The organism is Nonomuraea fuscirosea, assembly GCF_035917475.1.
Classification (GTDB): domain Bacteria; phylum Actinomycetota; class Actinomycetes; order Streptosporangiales; family Streptosporangiaceae; genus Nonomuraea; species Nonomuraea fuscirosea.
This window is the reverse complement of the sequence record NZ_CP109074.1, coordinates 3,746,994-3,763,762: the sequence shown is the minus strand read 5'-3', so window position 1 is coordinate 3,763,762 and position 16,769 is coordinate 3,746,994. Positions and strand designations below refer to the sequence as shown.

The window sequence follows — 16,769 nt, the reverse complement described above, 5'->3', positions numbered from 1 at the left end:
CCACGCCCATGGAGCTCGTATGGAACGAACGGTTCTCGCCGCGATCGCGGAGCGTCCCGACGCCGACACGGCGCTCGCCGAGCAGGTCCGCCGCGTCGGCGCGGCGATGGGCCGGCTCGGCGTGCAACTGCGCTGGACCTACCGGGTCCAGGACGCGCTGGCGGTGATCGGCTCGGACGCCTCGCTCGCCGGGATGCTGGCCGACTGGGACGCGCCGGGCGCCGAGCAGAGCCTGGACGCGGTCCTGCGCCGCTTCCGTGGCCTGCCGGTCTTCCTCATGACCGCCGAGCAGGAGCTCCCCCTGTGGGTGTACGAGGTCATCCAGGGCTTCGTCTTCCCGCTGGAGGACACGCCCGACTTCATCGCCGGGCGCATCGTGCACGCCACCGAGGAGTACGCCGACCGCATCCTGCCGCCGTTCTTCCGCGCGCTGCGCGACCTCCAGGACCACCACCAGTACTCCTGGCACACCCCGGCGCACGCGGGCGGGGTCGCGTTCCTGAAGTCCCCCGTCGGGCGGGCGTTCTTCGACTTCTACGGCGAGCGCCTGCTGCGCACCGATCTGTCCATCTCCGTCCCCGAGCTCGGCTCGCCGCTGGAGCACACGGGCCCGGTCGGCGAGTCCGAGCGCAACGCGGCCCGCGTGTTCGGCGCCGAGCGCACCTTCTTCGTGATGAACGGCAACGCCACCGCCAACCGCGTCGTCGGCCACCACGCCGTCGCCCGCGACGAGACCGCTCTGGTCGACCGCAACTGCCACAAGTCCCTGCAGCACGCGCTGACCATCAGCGGCGCCCGCCCGCTGTACCTGGTGCCGGAGCGCAACGGCCTGGGCCTGGCCGGTCCCATCCCGCCCGCGGCGCTCGACCCGGCCGCGCTGCGCGCCCGCCTGGCCGGCCATCCTCTCGCCGAGACCGATCCGGTCTACGCCGTGATCACCAACTCGACGTACGACGGGCTCTGCTACGACGCCGTACGGGTCGCGGAGCTGCTCGGCGAGAGCGTTCCCCGCGTGCATTTCGACGAGGCGTGGTTCGCCTACGCCCGTTTCCACCCCTTGTACGCCCGCCGCTACGGCATGGCCGTGACCGAGGAGACGCTGCCGGGGCCGCGCCGGCCCACGGTGTTCGCCACCCAGTCCACGCACAAGCTGCTGGCGGCGCTGTCGCAGTCGGCGATGCTGCACGTCAGGCCGGCCGAGCGGGCGCCGGTGGACTACGAGCGGCTCAACGCGACGTACCTGATGCACTGCTCCACCTCGCCGCTCTATCCGATGATCGCCTCCCTGGACGTGGCGGCGGGCATGATGGACGGGCCGTCGGGGCCGTACCTGGTGGGTGAGGCCGTCACCGAGGCGGTGCGCTTCCGCCAGGCCATGGTGCGGCTGGCCGGCCGCATCAGGGAGGACGGCCGGCGGCCCGACTGGTACTTCGGCGTCTGGCAGCCTCCGCACGTCACCGAGCCCGGCACCGGCCGTGCGGTCCCCTTCGCCGAGGCCGACCCGGTCAGGCTGGCCGCGGATCCGGGGTGCTGGGTGCTGGAGCCCGGCGCCGCCTGGCACGGCTTCCAGGGGCTGAGCGACGGCTACTGCCTGCTCGACCCGGTGAAGGTGACCATCGTCTGCCCGGGGGCCGACGCGGTGGCGGGCACGCTCGGCTGGGGCATCCCCGCCCGGATCGTCGCCGCCTATCTGCGGCGGCGCGGCATCGTGGTGGAGAAGACCGGCGACCACACGCTGCTGGTGCTCTTCTCCATGGGCATCACCAAGGGCAAGTGGGGCACGCTGATCGACGCGCTCACCGACTTCAAGCGCGCCTACGACGACGACCTGCCGCTGGCCGAGGTGCTGCCGGGTTTCGGCCCGGCGGCCACGACGCTGCGCCGGTTCTGCACCGAGGTCCACGAGCGGCTGCGCGCGCTGGGGCTCGGCGAGCTGGTCAACGAGATCTTCACCGACCTGCCCGAGCAGGTGCGCACCCCGGCCGACAGCTACCAGGCGCTGATCCGCTCGCGCACCGAGCGGGTGCCGCTCGACCGCCTGGCCGGCAGCGTGAGCGCCGCCATCGTGGTCGTCACGCCGCCGGGCATCCCCATGCTGATGCCGGGCGAGGCGGCCGGGCCCGCGGACGGGCCGCTGATCACGTACCTGCGGGCGCTGGAGGAGTTCGACCGTTGCTTCCCCGACCTCGCCACCGACATCCACGGCGCGCACCGCGACGGCGAGGGCCGCTATCACGTCGAGGTCGAGGTCCGTTGAACGGCGGCGCCGCTGGGTAAACCTTCGCCTGGCCGCCGTACGGAGTGGAGAAATCTCTAGTCATCGGGCCGTGAGGTGTCTATATTCACACCATGTTCACCCTCGATGCCCTGGTGAGTGACGCGGCGCTCGAACTCACCGTGCTCGTGCCGGGACCGGCGGGCGCGCTGGAGGCGCCGGTGGCGTGGGTGCACAACACCGAGCTGCCCGACCCCTCGGCGTACCTCCAGGAGAAGGAGCTGGTGCTCACCAACGGGCTGTGGCTGGGGCATGTGCCGGCCGGCGAGTTCGTCGCGAACGTCAAGCGCGCCAGGGCGGCCGGGATCGTGTTCGGCCTGCGGGATGAGATGCCGCGCACGCCGGAGGAGCTGATCCTGGCGTGCGCGGAGGCGGGGCTGCCGCTGCTGGAGATCTCCCAGGCGGTGCCGTTCACCGCGATCTCGCACGCGGCCGCCGCGATCTACACCGACCAGCGCCAGCGCGGCCTCATCGGCATGGTGCGCCGCGGCGACGCGCTGGCCACGGCGATCTCGCGCGGGGCGGGCGCGTCCGGCGTGCTGCGGGTGCTGACGAAGGACCACGATCTGCCGCTGGCGGTGGTCGACCGGATGGGCCGGCTGCTCGCGACGACCGGCGCGCAGCTCGACGAGGAGCAGCTGCGCATCGTGGCCGCGGGGCTGTCGCGGCGTCCGCCGGCGCTGGAGCTCGACCTGGGCACCGGCCTCGCGGCGCTGTATCCCGTGGGCGCGGTGGGCGACATCGACGCGGCGCTCGTCTGCCTGCGCCCGCTGTTCGGCCTGACCCCGGCCGAGCACGAGGCGCTGGAGCAGGCGGCCAGGTTCCTCAGCCTGGAGGTGGCCAAGCAGCAGGCCGTCCAGGCCATCGAGATGCGGTTCGCCGGCGAGCTGCTGGAGATGGTGCTGTCCGGCGGGCGCACGACGGAGGTGGCCGAGCGGCTGCGGGCGTTCGGGGTGAACCCGGCGGGGCCGCTGACGGTCTGCGCGGTCGCGCTGGCCGGCGAGGAGGCGGGAACGCCGCACGGGCTCGCGCAGGTCGTCGGCGACTTCCTGGGCGGCGAGGGGGTGCCGGCGGTGGTCGCGGGCGGCACCCAGGACGTCGTCACGGTGCTGGCCTGGAACCGGCCGGAGCCGGAGCTGTCCCTGCTGGCCGAGCGGCTGGTCAAGGCCGTGGACCAGCGGTTTCCCGGCCGGCGTGCCGTCGCCGGGCTGGGCGGCCTGGCGCCGCACTCGGCCGGGCTGCGCCGTCCGTTGATGCGGTCGAGGGAGGCGTGCCGGGTGCTGCGCCGCGCCCCCGGCGGGCCGGCCGTGCGCGGCTTCGCCGAGCTCGGCACGCACCGGCTGCTGCTCGGGCTGGTCGACCAGGACACGCTGCGGGCCTTCTCGCACGATCTGCTGGCGTCGCTGCGCCGGCACGACGCCCGGCGCGGCGGCGATCTCGAACGGACGGTACGCGCCTTCCTCGACCACGACGGGCAGTGGGCGACGACCGCCGCCGCCCTGCACATCCACGTCAACACGCTGCGCAACCGGCTGGCCAAGGCGGCCGAGCTGACCGGCAGGGACGTCAACCGCACCGAGGACCGGGTGGACCTGTTCCTCGCGCTCGCCATCGACGCCATGGAGTGAGCGGTCGTCAGGCACTTTCCCGGGACGCGGCCGTCAGCCGGGAGACCGATGGGACGGCGGGCCGTCAGCCGGGGTAGACGTCCGGGCCGGCGTCCGGCGGGCGGGGCCGGCGGGTGGGCAGGTCCTGGTCCACCGCCGCCGCCTCGGCCACCTCCCGGCAGCGGGCGAAGCGCACGTCCCCGCAGGCGAGCGCGTACTCGATGAACCGGCGCAGCGCCTCGGCCCGGCCGGGTCGCCCCGACAGGAAGGGGTGGGCGCACAGGTTGAACAGGCACCGGTATCGCCGCATCCCGTCCAGCTCGGCCCGCCACAGCTCCAGCACCTTCGCCGGCGACTCGATGACCGAGCCGACGTGCGGCTCCGGCAGGAAGGCGTACTGCTCCCAGTCGTCGAGCGACCAGTGGACGGGCAACTCGACGATGTCGCCGGGACCCGCCGCGATCCGGTAGGGGCGGTCGTCGCCCATCAGCGAGGAGTCGTAGCGCAGGCCGTGCTCGGCGACCAGGTCAGTGGTCCGCCACGACGCCTCCCACATGGCCGCCCGGTGGCCGGCGATCTCGATGCCCTGATCGGCGAAGACCGCCAGCGCGCGCTCGAAGTCGGCGCGTTCCTCGGCCGGGGTCATCGAGGTGGCCGCCCGGTGGCTGTAGGAGTGGTGCGCCACCTCGTGCCCGCGCTCGGCGATGGAGGCGGCCAGTCCTGGCCGGTGCTCGGCCACCCAGCCGGGCACGAAGAACGTCGCGGGGACGCCCAGGTCGTCCAGGATGCCCAGGATGCGGGGCAGGCCAACGTCGGGACCGTACGCCTGGTGCGACATCGTGCTCGCGTGCCCGGCGTAGCGGCGTCCCTGGGCGAGGACCGGGGTCTCGGCGTCCACGTCGAACGTGAGCGTCACGACCGCCGCGGCGTCCTGATGCCAGTGGGTGGTCACACCGACCGCCTGCCTTTCCGCTCAGATCCTCGCCGCCTGCCGCCACAGGCGGGCGTTGCCCAGGGTGGCCATGGGCTGCAGCATCATATGGTCGAACTCGGCCGGCGCCCGCCCCTCACCCAGGCGGCGCGGCAGGTCGGGGTTGGCCAGCGCGCCCCGTCCCACGGACACCAGGTCGGCGTGGCCGTCGGAGAGCACCTGGGCCGCCCTGGCGAGGTCGTGCATGCCGCCGTTGGCGATGACGGGCAGGCCGGTCACCTGGCGGGCCAGGCCGGTGATGGTGGCGCCGCCGTCCAGGCGGGCGGTCTCGATCCAGTCGCGGCCCTCGCTGGCGATGTGCAGGTAGCTCGCGCCGGCCTCGGCCAGCGCGGCGAAGACGATCTTCGCGTCGTGGCTGCCGCCCGGCCAGCGGTGCGTGAAGTCGTTCACCTTGGTCTGCGAGAGCCGGATGCCGACGCAGAAGTCCGCGCCCACCTCGGCCCGGATCGCGGCCACGATCTCCACGGCGAGGCGGACCCGGCCGGAGACCGGGCCTCCGTAGGAGTCGTCGCGCAGGTTGGTGTAGTCGGTGAGGAACTGGTCCACCAGGTAGCCGTTGGCGCCGTGCACCTCGACGCCGTCGAACCCCGCCTGCCTGGCGCGCACCGCCGACCGCACGAAGCCGTCCACCGCCGTCTCGATGTCGGCCGGGGTCATCGCCTTGGGCGCCGGCCAGGTTCCGCTGCCACCGTACTCGGGCATCTTCTCGCCGCGCGGGAGCACGGCCGACGGGCCGGCCGTGTCGTCGCGGTAGCGGTTGCCCTGGGACAGCGCGCCGGCGTGCATCAGCTGCATGACGAACCGCGATCCGGCGGCGTGCACCCGCTCGGTGATCTGCCGCCAGGCTTCTGTGTGCTCGCCGGAGACGATGCCGGGCTGGTTGAGGTAGCCCTGGCTGTAGACGGTGTCGGTGTAGGTGCCCTCGCTGATCAGCAGGCCGAAACCGCCCTCGGCGTACGCGGCGTAGTAGCCGGCCATCTCGGGCGTCGGCGTGCCGTCGGGAGCCGCCGAGACCCGGGTCATGGGTGCGACGGCGAGGCGGTTGGCCAGCGTGAGCCGGCCGATCCGCTCAGGGCGCAGGGCCGGATGGGAGCCGGTGCGGATGTCGTTCATGGAAGCTCGCTCCTTCTGAGGATGGATGCCGGAGGTCAGGACCGCAGGTCGACGGCCAGCGCGGTCGGCCCGCCGCCGTTGATCTCCACGAGGTCCTGCGGGCAGGCGGACACCACGACCACGCAGTCCGTGACCGCCTGGAAGGTGATCGCGTCTCCCGGGCGGCTCGCGGACGGCAGCCAGCGCAGCCGCCCGTCGTGCTCCACGGGGATCCGCATGAACACGTTCACGGGCTGCGGCGTGTACGGGACGGACAGCCCCGTGCCGGCCAGGGCCCGCCGCAGGTTGTCCGCGCACGACGCGTGCCCGCCCGCCGCTCCGAGAGCGGCGTAGCGGGCCGGGTCGCAGGCCGGGATCAGCATGTCGTGAAAGCCCGGAGACGTGTCGGAGACCAGGGTGAGGACGGGGCGGCGGCGGTCGGTGACGAACCGCTGCCCTGCCTCGGGAAAGAGCCGGTTCGTGACAGCGCGGGTGTGCGCGGCGCTCAGGTGCTCGGGCGGCGCCGCGGCCTCGCCGGTCCCCTCTGGTACGGGGACGAAGGCGAAGACGTCGCCGACCTGGCCGCCCTCCAGATCGACGACGCTGAGGCGCTGCCCGGCCGCGACCCGCACGGCGCGGCCTTCGCGGGCGGGCACGATCGTGCGTCCTTCGGTGGTCATGGATCTCATGACCCCCAGAAAACCACCCCCGCCCTCGCCTGGCCATGGAGGTTCGTCCAGCAAATATAGCTTCCGATGGAGCTATCTCCAGCATAGAAGTCGGGCCCCGGCGCACAGCGGAGTGGTGACCGCGTGCCAGGAGTACGCGAACCGACCTCAGCCGGGCCGGACCCGTACCTCGCCCTGTGGATGTTGTCGCGGCCGATCGATCCGGCGACGCTGCCGCGGCGGCGGATCGTGGTCCGGTTCGACCTCACCGACGGGTCCCGGCCGGACCGTTACGGCCAGCCTCCCGGGTTCGACGACGACGGCATCGTCATCGTGGACACCGCCTGGCTGGTGCGCTGGTACTCGGGGACCGTCAGCCTGGCGGCGGCGCAGCGGGCCGGGGGCAACACGGTGGCCGCGCCGCCGTGGCTGGTCAGGGAGCCGGCCGGTTGGGGCCGGCTGAGCCCGTTCGCCGACGTCCTTCCTGCTCGCCGCGCCACCGCGACGGCCGGCGGCTGAACGCCGTCCAGGCGTGCCAGGCGAGCACGTAGCAGGCGAGGGCCGCCGCGGCCCCGTCGGCGCCGCCCAGGATCGTGCTGCGGACGAGGTCGTAGTCGCTGACCGCGGCACGGTCCGAGGCCAGCCCCATGGCGGCGCCGGCGGCCGTGGCCAGCGCGGCCGCCGCCAGCACCAAGCCGCGCACCCGCCCCGCGAGGCCCGGCGCCACGGCGCCGCGCCCCGCGAAAACCGGCGGCACCTCGCCGTGCCTGGGGCCCGCCAGGTCCGGCGGCGGCACGGGGCGGGCAGGCGTCCGCCGGTACCACCGTACGAGCCAGCCGGCCAGGATCAGCAGCCCGCCCGCGGAGCTGACGTACATCAGCACGTTGAACACCCGGTGCGCGCCCGCGACCGGCTGCCGCAGCGCCTCCCAGTGCATCACCGCCGGGCCGCCGACCTGCGTGAAGGCGTCCCAGAGCAGATGCGTGGCCATCCCGGCGAGCAGTCCGGCCACCACCGCCACCGGCGCCGGCCGGACGGCCTCCGGCAGCCGGGCACGCAGCCCCGCCGGAGCCAGCCCGGTCAGCGGCGCCCGCAGCACCTGGTGGAACAGCACCAGCAGCAGCACGCCCGCGGGCAGGCCCAGCAGCGGCGCCCCCCACCAGGCGTGCGTGCTCGCCGAGGAGAACGGCAGCGGCAGGTAGTACGGGACGTCGGGCACCACGGCCCCGACGGCCAGCGCGGACGGCGGTAACCACCGCCGCGCCGGCAGGATCGCGACGACGTGGCTCAGGGTGAAGGGCACCCGCCATTATCAGCCGGGGTCGTGGCGGCCCTCCAATCGGGTGATCGCCTGGGTTCCGGCGTTGCCGCGCAGGCCGGCGGCGTAGTGCCAGCCGTCCAGCGCGCCCGGCCCGGTGAAGTCGATCCGGCCCTGGGTCGAGCTCGACATGATCCGGGCCCAGCCCAGTCCGCGGTCGATCCAGATGCCGATCGCGTTGCCGTCCAGGACGAACGCCCACCGATCACCGGGTTCGAGCGGCGCGGAGGAGCAGCAGGCGTTGGTGAGCCTGCCGTCGATCCTGATGTCGATGCCGTGCTGACCCTTGATCCCGGTCCAGGCCAGGACGTAGTTGCGCTCGTCCTTGATCAGCCCGTTGAACAGGGCGTCCTGCCCCTTCCCCGTGCCGGCCCACTGGCCGTGATCGACGATCACCGCCGCGCGGGGGCTCGGCGGCCCCGACTCGTGGGCGACGATGCCGTAATAGGCGCCCGGCCCCTCCGCCCGCAGGCTCCCGCCGCCGAAGGTGAGCCGGGGCGGCGCCTCGGCCGCCGACGGCTGGAACACCTGGTACGCGGCGCTGGAGTCGGTGTCGAAGGTGTCGTCCACCCCGGCCTCGGCGTAGGCGTCGGGGGCGAAGGTCACCGTGGACGTGCTGATCACCTGGACGGCGTGGCCGCTCCAGCTCGCCGTGGCGGTGAAGTCCGCGGTCTGGCCGGTGCGCACGCCCGACCCGGCCCGTACGGCGAACGCGACGTGCCTGGCCTCCCCTGGCTTCAGCGACCCGATCACGTCCGGCTCGGCCGCGGTCGCGGTCCAGCCCCCGGGCGCCGCCAGTGCCACCTTGACCTTCCTCGCGGTTCTGGCGGTGTCGTTGACGACCGAGACGATCACCGTGCCGGCGCCGGTCTCGGGAGAGATCGCGGCCGGCGCCTGGTAGACCGACAGCCGGGAGTCGACGGCGCGGAACCGTGGCCGCTCGTCGGGCACGGTGATCCGCCCGCCGGCCAGCGTGGGCGGTGTGCCGTGCCGGCCCGAGCGGACGCCGAAGATCGACAGCCCGCCCCCGTCGGAGGCGAACCGCAAGGTGACGGTACGGGCGTCGCCGACGCGCCGCGCCGGGATCGGGACGGCCACGCGGTACCCGTAGCGGTTGCCGAAGTCGCCCGTGAGCGAACCGCGTGATCGGCCGGCCAGCGCCGTCGGGCCGTGGGGATCGTCGGGCAGCTCGATCGCCGGCAGCGGGCTGCCGTCGACGGACACGGTGAGGCGGGTGGGGTTGCGGCGGGCGGTGGTCACGTTGTTGGGGTCGTACCAGCCGCGGGACTGGGCGGAGGCGACCTCCGCGATCAGGGTCGCCCCCGATCGGGCGGCGGTCTTGGGCACCTCGACCTCGTACTCGAAGTAGCCGCGGCCGTGGCCGGTGACCCAGTCCGCCCCGCCGGTGGTCTGGGCCTGCGCCCCGCCGGTCCACTCCTGGGCGCTCACGGCGCCGGGAGAGAAGCCGCCTCCGGGGGCCGGGGTGTCGAAGGTGAGGGTGTTCTCGGCGGCGGTCCGGCCACCGGCGTCGAGCCAGATCCACACGTACCCGGTCAGCAGTTCGCCGGGCACGGTGACCGTCACGACGCCGGCGTCGGTGACGGTGTAGCGGGCCGGGGCGACCGGCCGGGAACCGCCGCCGGCGGCGGCGATCCAGCGGCCCTGAGCGTCGTATCCGCCGATCTTCCACCGGAGCGTGGCCCGGGACAGGTCGGTGTCGCTGAAGTGGCTGATCTTGACCGGGACCTCGATCTCACCGCCGCGGTCGACGGTCCGTGCCGATCTGCCCATCAGCGAGATCGCGTCGTCGCCCTGGAACATCTCGATGCCCCGGCGCCGGCCTCGATGGTCGACGAACTCCGGCTCGTTCGGCTGCCGGTCGAAGGTGACCGGGCTCTGCACCTCCTGCTCGGTCTCGGCCAGCTGGACGCCGACGTAGCCGTTGAGCTTGGGATAGGCGCGGAAGAGGCTCGCCGTGTGCGGGAACTGACCGGACTTGACGGCGAACTCGGAGTTGAGCCACGGCTGCCCGCTCTGGGCGCCGTCGTCGAAGTTCCAGGCGGAGCCGGGCCGGACCTGGGCGGCGAACCCGTCGAGCAGCTTCTTCCACTCGTCGTAGGTGGACAGGTAGTAGTGGAAGTCGTTCAGGTCGGTGTCGAGGTGGCCGTTCTGGCAGCAGGCGGAGTTGTCGACGATCAGCCGTGACGGGTCGAGGTCGCGCGCGACCTCGACCATCCTGCGCACGTACGGGAACGCCCGCGGCGGGATCGGCTGCTGCCACGGCTCCTCGTTGATGCCCCACGACTCGTTGAACATCGTCCAGATCACGATCGACGGGTGGTTGTGGTCACGCGCGAACGTGTTGCGCAGCAGCCCCTCGAACAGCCGCTCCGCCTCCGGGCCCAGGGAGTGCCAGCCCGCGTTGGGCAGGTCGTACCAGATCATCAGCCCGAGCCGGTCCGCCCAGTGGTAGTAGGCGGGCTCGTTGACCTTGAGGTGGTTCCTGATCACGTTGAAGCCGAGCCTCTTGGCGTTCTTCAGGTCGAGCAGGATGGAGCCGCGGCCCGGGTCGGCCTCGGTCCCGGTACGCAGGTCGGGTCCGGCGGTGACTCCGGTGTAGGTGTAGAGGCCCCAGGGGTTGTAGCCCTGGTCGAGGACGCCTCGCAGGTAGATCGGCCGGTTGTTGAGGTGGACGTACTGGTATTCGCCGGTGTGTCCGGGCGCCCACGCGCGTTCGATCTTGCGCAGCCCGAACGTGGTGCGGACTCCCTCGCCGGCGCCCAGCCGGATGTCGGCGGTGTAGAGGGCCGGATCGTCCGGCTCCCACAGGCGTGGGCGCTCGATCGGGATCGTGGCCGTGCCCTCGCCGTCGCTGAGCCGCACCTCGGCGGTGCCGACGACCTTGCCGCGCGGGTCCTTCACGGTGACGCCGGCGGTGCCCGCGCCGACGCCGGCGACGTCGATCCGCGCGCTCGCCGCAGACGGGGTGCGCGCGTCTCCTTCGAACGTCAGCTCGGGTGTCACCCGGGTCCGCGTGAGCCGCGCGCCGGCGTAGGGCTCGATCCACACCGACTGCCAGATGCCGCCGACGTCGCTGAACCAGCCGGTGTCCGCCCCGTTGGGCTCCCCCGTCTGCTTGCCCATCGGGTACGGGGAGTCCGCCGTCGTCGGCGGCGCCACCACCCGGATCGCCACCGTGTGCGACGAGCCCGGCGTGAAAGCGCCGAGCCCGGCGCTGATCTCGGTGTAGCCGTCGCCGGAGTACGGCAGCACGGGCTCGCCGTCCAGCCAGACCGCCGCGCCCCAGTCCGCCGCGCCGATGCGCAGCCGCACCTCCGAGCCGGAGAAGTTCTTCGGAACGGTGAAGGTGCGCCGGTACCAGACCGTGCCGCGATAGCGGGAGAAGGCGCTGCGGAAGATCTCCTTGGTCGCCAGCTCCTCCTCGCCCCATGCGGCGAGCGACTGGTAGCCGAACGGCACCCGGACGGCCTTGCCGAACGCGTGGCGGGGATCGAACCACCGCTCCCGCTCCCCCACGTCGCCGGGATCGAAGTCGAACGACCAGGTGCCGTTCAGCGACAGCCAGTCGCCGCCGGTGAACGGCCGCCGGTCGGCGTCGGGGCGCGGGTACTCCGAGCGGGCCGGATCGGTGTCACGGGCCAGCTTCAGGGTGACCGCCCGGCCGGCGGGAGCGGACGCGAACGCGTACCCCTCCTTGGCGGCTATCACCAGGGCGGCGCTCTCGGGCACACCGGTCAGGACGAAGGCGCCGTCCCGCCCGGTCGTGGCGAAGCCGGTGGTCCGCGAGGCGTGCACGCTCGCCCCTTCGACCGGCGCGCCGCTGCGGGCGTCCACCACCCGGCCGCTGACCTCGGTCGTCGCCTCTGGGACGGCGGTCACCGCCTCGGGAGCGGCGACAGCGGGGACGGTCGCCGGTTGCGGGGCGGCGGCGACCGCGGGCGCGGTCGCCGCCAGCAGCGTCCCGGCGCTGATCAACGCGACGGCGAGCGCCAGGCGCCGCCGTAAGGGCGTACCGCTCACCGCTCGTCCTGCTCGATCGCGGCCGGGCGCAGCTGGGCCGCGCGGATGCGGGAGACGTCCAGCTTGCTCGACCGGTCGAACCGGTAGACGCCGTTCTGCTCCTGGAAGACGTCGGTCAGCTGCGTGTAGCAGTAGCCGAACATCCCCGGGTCGTCCAGCAGGACCGCGACCAGCCCGGCGAAGCGCTCCTGGAGCTCCTCCTCGCTCGTCGGGCGCTCGCCGTATCCCCATGAGCTCTCGTCGGGGCGCACGTCCGGGTTCCACCAGATGCCGCCGAACTCGCTGCAGAAGTACGGCTGCCCCGCGTACGGCACCGACCAGGCGGTCCCGTCGGGGTCGGCGTTGACGTACGGGGTGCCGTCCGCCAGGCCCTTCATCAGCTTGCCGAACCGCTCGGGATCCTGCTCGTAGCAGTGGGAGTCGTAGACGTCGGCGCCGGGCACCCGGTGCGCGTAGCCGGAGGCGTCGACCACGGGCCGGGTCTGGTCGGCCGCCTTCGTGGCCAGGTACATGCCCCAGGTGACGTCGTCGAGCACGGTGATCCGGTCGTGCAGCCGCTGCCAGGTCTCGTTGAGCGGGCACCAGCCGACGATGGACGGGTGGGAGTAGTCGCGCTCGACCGCCTCCACCCACTGGGTGACGAACGACGCGGTCGGCTGCTGGTTGTCGCCCGCGGGGCCCTGCATGTTGGCGCCCCAGTCGCCGAACTCGCCCCAGACCAGGAAGCCGGCCCGGTCGGCGTGGTACAGGTACCGCTCCTCGAACACCTTCTGGTGCAGCCTGGCGCCGTTGAACCCGGCGGCCACGGCGAGGTCGATGTCGTGGCGCAGGGCCTCGTCCGTGGGCGCGGTCATCAGGCCGTCGGGGTAGAAGCCCTGGTCGAGCACGAGCCGCTGGAAGCGCACCTGGCCGTTGAGCAGCACCGCCTTCCCCGCGATGCTGACCGAGCGCAGCCCGGCGTAGCTGTCCGCGGTGTCGACGACGGCGCCGTCGCCGTCGAGCAGGTCGACGCGCAGGTCGTACAGGTGCGGGTCCTCGGGGGACCACAGGCGGACCCGATCGGCCGGCAGCGGCAGCCACAGCTCGGGGGCGAGGTCGACGTCGGCGCGCGCCCGCGCGGTCGCGACCTCGCCGTTCTGGTCCGACACCGTCACCCGCACCTGGTGTCCCGCGCGGCCGGCCGGTGTCGCGACCGTCACCGGCACGGTGATCCGGAACGCGGACGCGGCGACGCTGGGTGTGATCCGCGGCCGGCCGAGGCGCATGGCGGGCACCGGCTCGCACCACACGGTCTGCCAGATGCCGGTGGTGCGGCCGTAGTGCGCGCCGCGGCCCTCGTAGCTGGTGGCCTGCTTGCCCCGCGCCTGGGGACCCCCGCGCGGGTCGCGGGCGCGGACGACCACGGTGTACGTGTGCGCCGGGTCGGCCGCGGCGGCCAGGTCGCAGGAGAACGGGGTGAACCCGCCCCTGTGCCGGCCGGCCTCGACGCCGTCCACCCACACCGTGGCGTCGTGGTCCACCGCCTGGAAGTGCAGCAGGACCCGCTGCCCCGCCCAGTCCTCCGGCACCCGGACGGTGCGGCGGTACCACACGGCGGCGTGGAAGTCCGGATCGCCGACGCCGGACAGCTCGGACTCCGGGCAGAACGGCACGACGATCTCGCCGGTCAGGTCCCGGTCGAGCAGCCCCCGTTCCAGGCCCGAGTCACCGGCGTCGCGCTCGAACTGCCAGGTCCCGTTGAGGCACTGCCAGGCGGCGCGGACGAACTGGGGGCGCGGGTACTCGGGGCGGGGGACGGCGGGATGCACGGACATGGTGCTCACTTTCTGGATGGGGACGGGGAGATGAGAACGGGGAGCGGGTCAGGACTTGACGGCGCCGGCGATGCCTTCGATGAAGTACCGCTGCAGCACGATGAACAGGGCGACGACGGGCAGCAGCGAGATCGTCGCCGCCGCGGCCATGCCCGACCAGTCGGTGGCGTTCTCGCCGATGAACGCGAGCATGCCGACGCTGACGGTGCGCAGGTCGGGCCGCGAGAACGTGAACACCAGCGGCAGGAAGAACGCGTTCCAGGTGGACAGGAAGGTCAGCACGGTGACCGTGGCCGTCACCGGCTTGGCCAGCGGCAGCATGACGCGGAAGAAGACGGTGGCGAACCCGGCGCCGTCGATGAGCGCCGCCTCGGTCAGCTCCTTGGGGATGCCGCGGAAGTAGCCGAAGTAGAGCAGGATCGCCGCCACGTTCGCCGCGCCCGACATCGCCACGATCATGCCGGTCAGCGAGTTGAGCAGGCCGAGCTTCTGGGACAGGTCGACCAGCGGGATGATGGTGTACCCGGCGGGGACGAACAGCGTGGCCACCAGGACGCCCATGATGATCCGGCGCCCGCGGAAGTCGTGGCGGGCCAGGACGTAGCCGGTCATGGCACACCGGACCACCACGACGACGACCGTGCACACCGTGACGATCACGGTGTTGAGCAGATACTTCCCGAACTCCGCCTCGACCCAGGCGCGCTCGTAGTTGCTCCACGCGGGGTCACCGGGCAGCAGATCGAGCCCCTTCGTGAACACCTCGGCCGACGTCTTCAGCGACGCGGAGACCATCCACAGGAAGGGGTAGATCCAGATCAGGCAGCCGATGGCGAGCACGGCGGCGGCGATCCACCAGGGCAGCCGGCGCAGCGCCCGGCGCCGGCGGCTCACGCCATCCCCCTGGTCCTGCGGGTGGCGCGCATCGCGAGCAGTTGCAGCATCCCGACGAGGCAGACGAACAGGCCGAACAGCACGGCCGCCGCGGACGCGTAGCCGAGCCGGGGGACCGTCGCGGCGAAGGCCCACCGGTAGATGTACACCTCGATCACCTCGGTCGAGTAGAACGGGCCGCCGTTGGTCATGGTCAGGACGAGGTCGAAGACCTGCAGCGACGCCTCGATCGAGAGCAGGGTGATGATGACCAGGAAGGGCTTGAGCAGGGGCATGGTGATGTACCGGAGCGTGCCCAGCGCGCCGGCCCCGTCGAGGCGGGCCGCCTCGTACACCTCGTGGGGAACGGTCTGCAGCGCGGCCAGCCAGTAGACCAGCGTGATGCCGAACCACTTCCAGACGTACACGCCGATCGTCGTGCCGAGGGCCGTCGTGGACTGGCCGAGGAAGTCGACCCCGTCCGGCGCCAGGCCGGCCCCGCGCAGCGCGAGGTTCACCGGGCCGCTGGCCGGGTCGAACACGAACTGCATGACCACGCCGACGATCGCCGTCGTGGTGACCACCGGCAGGAACAGGGCGGTCCTGAACAGCTTGCGCAGCGGCATGCGCGGTGAGTTGAGCACGATCGCGATCAGCAGGGTGGCCAGCACCTGGGCCGGCACCGCGAACAGCATGAACGCCAGCGTCAGCCGGAACGAGCTCCAGAACATCGGGTCGGCCAGGACTTCGCGGTAGTTGGCCAGGCCGATGAACGACGGGCTGGCGTCGAACCCGTTCCAGTCGGTGAGCGAGTAGACGTAGCTGCCCACGATCGGGTAGATCGTGAACGCGCCGTACAGCAGCACGGTCGGGGTCAGGAAGAGCCAGATGTACAGGGTGGTGCGGTCGCGGCGGGGACGGGCCCCAGCGGGGATCACGGCGGGGATCACGGCCGTCATCCGCTCGTGCCCACGGTGCTCTCGTCCACCATCAGCCGCCAGGGCGCCTCCAGCTGGACGGGCGGGCTCTGGTCGCCTTCGACGCGCTCCAGCAGGCGGCTCACGGCCAGCTCGGCGATCTTCTCCTTGTCGGGCACGATGGTGGTCAGCGGCGGGGTGGCGAACCGGCCCTCCTCGATGCCGTCGAACCCGACGACGGCCACGTCCTCCGGGACGCGCAGCCCCCGGGCCAGCACCGCCCGCATCGCGCCGAGCGCGAGCAGGTCGTTGTAGCAGAACACCGCGTCCGGCGGCTGCGCCAGGTCGAGCAGCCGCTCCATGGCCTGCCGGCCGTCCTGGCGCTGGTAGCGCAGCACCGGCACGGTGAGCTCGGGCAGCACCGGCAGCCCCGCCTCCTCCAGCGCCTGGCGGTAGCCGGCCGACCGGTGCGCCGCGGTGTTGCCCGTCGGCCGGTCCACCAGGCCGATGGCGGCGATCCTGGTCCGGCCCAGCGCGGCCAGGTGCGCGGTCGCGCTCCTGGCGGCGTCGGTGTCGTCGATCGCGACGTGGTCCACGCCGTCCACCCGCACCTCGCCCAGCGTCACCGCCGGGCAGTTGCCCGCCCAGTCGCGCAGCTCGTCCGCGCTCAGGCCGAGCGGGCTGAAGATGAACCCGTCGAAGAGGGCCGAGCGGTCGCGCCGCATGACGATCTGCCGCTCGCGTTCCGCCACCCCCTCCGTGCGGTCGATCAGCACCGTGTAGCCGCGCTCCTCCGCCACGTCCACCACGTGGGCGGCCAGTTCGGTGAAGTACGGCACGTCCAGCGGCAGCACGAGGGCCAGCAGGTTGGACCGCCCCAGGTTGAGGCTGCGCGCCGCGACGTTGGGCCGGTAGCCCAGCTCGTCCAGGGCTCGCTGCACCTGGGCGCGGGTCTCCTCGGACACGTAGGCGAAATTGTTGACGACGTTGGACACGGTGCGTACGGACACTCCCGCCAGCCGTGCCACGTCTCGTTGGGTCACCACACTCGTTCGCCCTCCCGGCGACATTTTTTGATGAAGACAGTCTTGCCGCGTGGCATGCCGCGTGGCAAGAATGAATTTGCCACGCGGCAACATTACTCACAACCCCCTTCGGCGGGCCGTGTGGTGG

12 protein-coding genes are annotated in these 16,769 nt (G+C 72.7%); 3 read left to right on the top strand and 9 right to left on the bottom strand.

Annotation, left to right across the window (positions count from 1 at the left end; genetic code table 11):
* Positions 1-19 precede the first annotated feature (19 nt).
* On the top strand, positions 20-2,257 hold the full coding sequence (locus OIE67_RS17005; protein WP_326641388.1) for an Orn/Lys/Arg family decarboxylase: 2,238 nt from the start codon (positions 20-22) through the stop codon (positions 2,255-2,257).
* A 92-nt stretch (positions 2,258-2,349) separates the two neighbouring features.
* Positions 2,350-3,903 carry a PucR family transcriptional regulator gene (locus OIE67_RS17000; protein WP_326641386.1) on the top strand — a complete coding sequence of 518 codons (1,554 nt, stop codon included), beginning with the start codon at positions 2,350-2,352 and terminating at the stop codon, positions 3,901-3,903.
* Between the two features lie 64 nt (positions 3,904-3,967).
* Here the strand turns inward: OIE67_RS17000 and OIE67_RS16995 are convergent, their stop codons facing one another.
* Genes OIE67_RS16995 through OIE67_RS16985 form a run of 3 tightly spaced genes read right to left on the bottom strand, consistent with a single transcriptional unit; the run spans position 3,968 to position 6,645 of the window.
* Positions 3,968-4,834, bottom strand: a complete 867-nt coding sequence (locus tag OIE67_RS16995; protein ID WP_326641384.1) for a polysaccharide deacetylase family protein — start codon at positions 4,832-4,834, stop codon at positions 3,968-3,970.
* 21 nt (positions 4,835-4,855) lie between these two features.
* Entirely contained in the window at positions 4,856-5,986 is a 1,131-nt protein-coding gene (locus tag OIE67_RS16990) for an NADH:flavin oxidoreductase (RefSeq protein WP_326641382.1), read from the bottom strand.
* Between the two features lie 35 nt (positions 5,987-6,021).
* Positions 6,022-6,645: an urea carboxylase-associated family protein gene (locus tag OIE67_RS16985; RefSeq protein WP_326641380.1), complete on the bottom strand. Its 624-nt coding sequence runs from the start codon at positions 6,643-6,645 to the stop codon at positions 6,022-6,024.
* Positions 6,646-6,777: 132 nt separating this feature from the next.
* Here OIE67_RS16985 and OIE67_RS16980 point away from each other — a divergent pair, with 132 nt between their 5' ends.
* On the top strand, positions 6,778-7,152 hold the full coding sequence (locus OIE67_RS16980; RefSeq protein WP_326641378.1) for a hypothetical protein: 375 nt from the start codon (positions 6,778-6,780) through the stop codon (positions 7,150-7,152).
* Here OIE67_RS16980 and OIE67_RS16975 read toward each other — a convergent pair.
* Genes OIE67_RS16975 through OIE67_RS16950 form a run of 6 tightly spaced genes read right to left on the bottom strand, consistent with a single transcriptional unit; the run spans position 7,067 to position 16,639 of the window.
* On the bottom strand, positions 7,067-7,936 hold the full coding sequence (locus tag OIE67_RS16975; protein WP_326641375.1) for a DUF4184 family protein: 870 nt from the start codon (positions 7,934-7,936) through the stop codon (positions 7,067-7,069). The two genes, OIE67_RS16980 and OIE67_RS16975, sit on opposite strands and share 86 nt — an antisense overlap.
* A gap of 9 nt (positions 7,937-7,945) precedes the next feature.
* A complete protein-coding gene (locus OIE67_RS16970; protein ID WP_326641373.1) occupies positions 7,946-11,992 on the bottom strand; it encodes a sugar-binding domain-containing protein in 4,047 nt (1,348 codons plus the stop codon).
* Positions 11,989-13,806, bottom strand: coding sequence for a glycoside hydrolase family 2 protein (locus OIE67_RS16965; RefSeq protein WP_326641371.1), 1,818 nt, complete (start codon positions 13,804-13,806; stop codon positions 11,989-11,991). The genes OIE67_RS16970 and OIE67_RS16965 overlap by 4 nt, the downstream gene beginning before the upstream one ends.
* 48 nt (positions 13,807-13,854) lie before the next feature.
* Positions 13,855-14,700: a carbohydrate ABC transporter permease gene (locus tag OIE67_RS16960; protein ID WP_219912129.1), complete on the bottom strand. Its 846-nt coding sequence runs from the start codon at positions 14,698-14,700 to the stop codon at positions 13,855-13,857.
* The gene (locus OIE67_RS16955; protein WP_326641367.1) at positions 14,697-15,638 is read right to left on the bottom strand and encodes a carbohydrate ABC transporter permease; all 942 of its coding nucleotides are present in this window, start codon (positions 15,636-15,638) and stop codon (positions 14,697-14,699) included. Before OIE67_RS16955 ends, OIE67_RS16960 begins: the two co-directional genes overlap by 4 nt.
* Positions 15,635-16,639 carry a LacI family DNA-binding transcriptional regulator gene (locus tag OIE67_RS16950; RefSeq protein WP_245956188.1) on the bottom strand — a complete coding sequence of 335 codons (1,005 nt, stop codon included), beginning with the start codon at positions 16,637-16,639 and terminating at the stop codon, positions 15,635-15,637. The genes OIE67_RS16955 and OIE67_RS16950 overlap by 4 nt, the downstream gene beginning before the upstream one ends.
* Positions 16,640-16,769 lie beyond the last annotated feature (130 nt).

Coding starts and splice junctions, on each gene's coding strand:
- OIE67_RS16955 (WP_326641367.1), bottom strand. CDS start 15,638: ATGACGGCCGTGATCCCCGCCGTGATCCCCGCTGGGGCCCGTCCCCGC.
- OIE67_RS17000 (WP_326641386.1), top strand. CDS start 2,350: ATGTTCACCCTCGATGCCCTGGTGAGTGACGCGGCGCTCGAACTCACC.
- OIE67_RS16965 (WP_326641371.1), bottom strand. CDS start 13,806: ATGTCCGTGCATCCCGCCGTCCCCCGCCCCGAGTACCCGCGCCCCCAG.
- OIE67_RS16985 (WP_326641380.1), bottom strand. CDS start 6,645: ATGACCACCGAAGGACGCACGATCGTGCCCGCCCGCGAAGGCCGCGCC.
- OIE67_RS17005 (WP_326641388.1), top strand. CDS start 20: ATGGAACGAACGGTTCTCGCCGCGATCGCGGAGCGTCCCGACGCCGAC.
- OIE67_RS16990 (WP_326641382.1), bottom strand. CDS start 5,986: ATGAACGACATCCGCACCGGCTCCCATCCGGCCCTGCGCCCTGAGCGG.